Consider the following 4067-nt stretch of genomic DNA (forward strand, 5'->3'; position numbering starts at 1 on the left):
CGGTGAACTGAGCCGACACTGCGTGACCATTCCCGAAGCCCTCAAGAACGCGGGCTATCGTTCTTACATGTCGGGCAAGTGGCACGTCACCAAAGCCATCAATCCGAAGACGGAGGCCGACAAAGCAAATTGGCCAATCCAACGAGGTTTTGATCGTTTCTACGGCACCATCCACGGCGCGGGCAGCTTTTTTGACCCCAATACGCTAACGCGTGACAACGAATTCATCTCGCCTTTTGATGATCCTGAATATGGCAAAGCGGATTGGCCGGGCGAAACCTACTACTACACCGACGCGATCGCCGATCATGCAGCACGGTTTGTTCGCGATCACCATTTTCAAACCGGCGATCAACCTTTCTTTATGTACGTGGCCTTTACCGCCGCGCATTGGCCGATGCACGCATTGGACAAAGACATTGCCAAGTACAACGGTGTGTACGATGCCGGCTACGATGCGATCCGTGACGCGCGTTACAAGCGGATGCTTGAACTCGGCTTGATCGACGCTGACAGCACCGTCAATTGGCCAATCCCCGATGCTTGGAAAGAATCCAAGTTCTGGGAATGGGACAAACGGAATATGGAAGTCTATGCGGCAATGATCGATTCGATGGACCAAGGCATTGGACGTATCGTTCAATCGCTGAAAGACACCGGGCAATTTGAAAACACGCTGATTTGTTTTCTACAAGACAACGGGGGCTGCGCCGAAGGCTATGGCCGTGGTGGCGTCGGTAGCGAGCGAGCGGACAAGCCGACGCTTGCGACTTTGCCTGCGGACTATCTGCAGCCCGATATGACACCGAAACAAACACGCGATGGCTTTGTAATGCGTACAGGCAAAGGATCGATGGCAGGACCTGCGGACACGGCGATCGGTTACGGCCGCGGCTGGGCCACGGTTTCCAACACGCCGTTTCGTGAATACAAGCACTGGACGCACGAGGGTGGCATCTCGACTCCGTTAATCGCCCATTGGCCTGCCAAAATCCGGCGGCACGGCGAACTGGAAACCACTCCGGGGCATTTGATCGACTTGATGGCAACCGCCGTGGATGTGTCCGGAGCGGCCTATCCCGCCATCTACCACGATGGCAAGGCAATCAAACCCATGGAAGGAAAAAGCTTGGTTCCATTATTTGCCGACGATGCGGAGACTCGCAATAAATTTGACCGCGAGGCGATCTACTGGGAACACGAAGGGAACCGCGCCGCTCGAGTCGGCGACCTTAAATTGGTGGCGAAAGGAGCAAAGGGCGACTGGGAACTTTACAACATCGCCAACGATCGCAGTGAACAACGTGACTTGAGCAGCGAGATGCCCGAGACGGTGCAAAAACTTGCGGCGATGTGGCAAGCTTATGCCGAGCGTGCCAACGTATTGCCGCTGAATCCAGGAAATCAAAAACATGCTGAACGAGCGACGATGAACGTGAAACAGACTCGGTTCCAACTGAACATGGGTGACAAACTCGATCGAACCGAGGCACCCTACCTCAAGAACAAAGCGTTTGCGGTCACTGCGAACATTGATGTCAAAGGGGACGGAGTGATCGTGGCTCAGGGAGGATCGTCGCAAGGTTGGTCGCTGTTTCTGAAAAACGGAAAACTCTGTTTTGGATGGACCCAAAATGGCAAACGAGTGGTGACGACGTCCGACGCCCGTGTCAGCGGCCAACAGCAAGTGACCGCGATTGTTAGTAAACCGGGAACCGTGCAGCTAAAGATCGGCGAGAAACAAGTCGCGGAGTCCACGATCAACGGATTGCTCGACGAACAACCGCTCGACGGGTTGCAGGTAGGGCAGGACGAAAATGGGGCGGTGGGGCCGTATGCGGTTCCCTTCCCACTCGAAGGGACCGTAAACCAAGTCGTCATTGAAGTGATGAAATAATGGGGATTTGTTGTTCTGGGGGTCATGTTTGCTGGAAACCTCACCGCTGGGTATTCTAGATGACGCCGACGACGTACCTGCTGCTCCGTTTCTGCCTAGGGTTTGTTCACTGATATGCCAACTCGCCCCCCCAAAACGCAATCCTGCCTGCCGACGCAGACTCCATCGCGACGTGGATTCTTGAAGGGGGGCGGCATTATTTTGGCGGGCGGAGCGATCGCAGGCGCCGAGCTTGGTGTCGCTCGCGCAGCCCATGCTTTCGGTAGCGATGCGATCCGCATTGGCTTGGTCGGATGTGGCAAACGGGGAACCGAAGCCGCACTCGATGCGCTCCGCACTCACGGCGGTGACGTGAAATTGGTCGCGATGGCCGACGTGTTCGAAAACAATTTGCAATCGGCCTATCGAACGATCAAAGGCAAGCATGCCTCACAAGTCGATCTTCACGATCGCCGCTTCGTCGGACTCGACGGTTACAAAAAGGTGATGTCCAGTGACGCGGATGTCGTGATTTTGGCAACGCCACCTGGTTTTCGTCCACTGCATTTCGAGGCGGCGGTCCAGGCGGGCAAACATGTGTTCATGGAAAAGCCGGTGGCGACCGATGCGGTCGGGGTTCGCCGCGTGTTAGTGGCCAACCAAACGGCAATCGAACATGGTTTGGCAGTCGCGGTTGGACTGCAGCGACGCCATGAAGTTCGCTACCGCGAGTGCGTCAAGCGTATCCAAGAGGGTGCGATTGGCGAGATCGTCTTTGCACGAGCTTATTGGAATGGCGCAGGAGTGTGGGTGCGTCCGCGAACCGACGAGCAAACCGAACTCGAATACCAACTTCGCAATTGGTACTACTTTAACTGGCTTAGCGGTGACCACATTGTCGAGCAGCATGTTCACAATTTGGACGTGATCAATTGGTTGATGAAATCGCATCCGATCGAAGCTCAAGGCCAAGGTGGCCGCGAAGTGCGTGACGGGATCGACCATGGCCAGATCTTTGATCATCACATGGTCGAGTACACCTATGGCAGTGGCACGCGAATGCTGAGCCAATGTCGCCACATCAAAGGTTGCCGGACCAGCATTGGCGAATTCGTCCACGGCACGCAGGGGTCGGCGGATATCGCCAACGCGATCCTGCACGATGCACGCGGTAATGTGATTTGGCAAAGTGATGTCGATCCGCGATCAGCCAACCGTGGCTACGCGCAAGAACACGCCGATTTGTTCACCGCACTTCGCCGCGGTGAAACGGTCAACGAAGGTGAATACGGTGCCCACAGCACGATGACGGCGATCATGGGCCGGATGGCGACTTACAGCGGCAAAGTCGTCCGCTGGGACGATGCCATCAATAGCGGCATCGAATTGGCAGACACCTCGGTCATGCATTCGCTCGCCGATGCCGCCCCCGTGATTCCCGACGACCAAGGCCGCTATCCTGTGCCGGTGCCCGGCAGCAAAACGAAGATCGTCTAACGGAATAGCCTCACCTGTTGCGCCTACACGTCTGTTTTGGATGACGCTTCACCAGGACGTTGACGCCCCGCGGACGCAGTTTTCCCCCCTCAGGCCGGCCTTGCCGTGGGCCTCTCGTGTTTGCTAATCCTGGTGGTCACCGACCCCGACGGAGCCAGGATGTCGCTGAGATTACGTAAACGCCTCCTTTCGCCTGCCATCGCCCTGATTTGGACGTTGGCGACGTCTCCGTTGCATTCGCAAGAGCTGACACCGAGCTTTGCCGGCGTCCCTGCATTTGCAGACGAATTTCAGTACGCTCCGTCGCCGATGATCGAAGCGTACGACCCTGCCTTCTTTGCACTGCGTGAAACTCCCGTACAGCGATTTCGCAAAAGTTTTTACCAGGGAGCGGAGCTGCTTGGTGGTTACTTGTTGGACACCGGCGACGCGGCGGGTGGATTGGATATCACGTTCGAAGAAGCCCGTGCAGGGTTCGCGGTGCCCCTTGGCAGCCTGGAAAACATCCTTGTCTTACGCCCCTATTTTCGCGCCGACCATTTGAATGGGCCGAACACCATCGACCTGCCGGGCACGCTCTACAACACCGGCGTGACCTTTTTCAACCGCAAAGAATGGTCCGCAGTCATTTCGACAACGTTGGTTGTCACGCCGTCTGTACGCAGCGACTTTACGACCGACGAAAATGCAGTGC

General features: G+C 56.3%; 2 protein-coding genes and 1 pseudogene. All 3 read left to right on the plus strand.

The annotated features are described in order from the left end of the window. On the plus strand, nucleotides 1-1897 hold a 1897-nt coding region (locus ABX962_RS31810), incomplete at its 5' end, for a sulfatase-like hydrolase/transferase (protein ID WP_372725649.1). Between the two features lie 114 nt (nucleotides 1898-2011). After that, nucleotides 2012-3373 carry a Gfo/Idh/MocA family protein gene (locus ABX962_RS31815; RefSeq protein WP_372725651.1) on the plus strand — a complete coding sequence of 454 codons (1362 nt, stop codon included), beginning with the start codon at nucleotides 2012-2014 and terminating at the stop codon, nucleotides 3371-3373. A gap of 105 nt (nucleotides 3374-3478) precedes the next feature. Beyond that, a pseudogene (locus ABX962_RS31820) lies at nucleotides 3479-4067 on the plus strand (hypothetical protein); the annotation flags it as partial.

Source organism: Novipirellula sp. (assembly GCF_041583735.1).
Lineage (GTDB): Bacteria > Planctomycetota > Planctomycetia > Pirellulales > Pirellulaceae > Novipirellula.

Bases quoted from the DNA above. Each gene is read 5' to 3' on its own strand.
- ABX962_RS31815 (WP_372725651.1), top strand. From the start codon at position 2,012: ATGCCAACTCGCCCCCCCAAAACGCAATCCTGCCTGCCGACGCAGACT.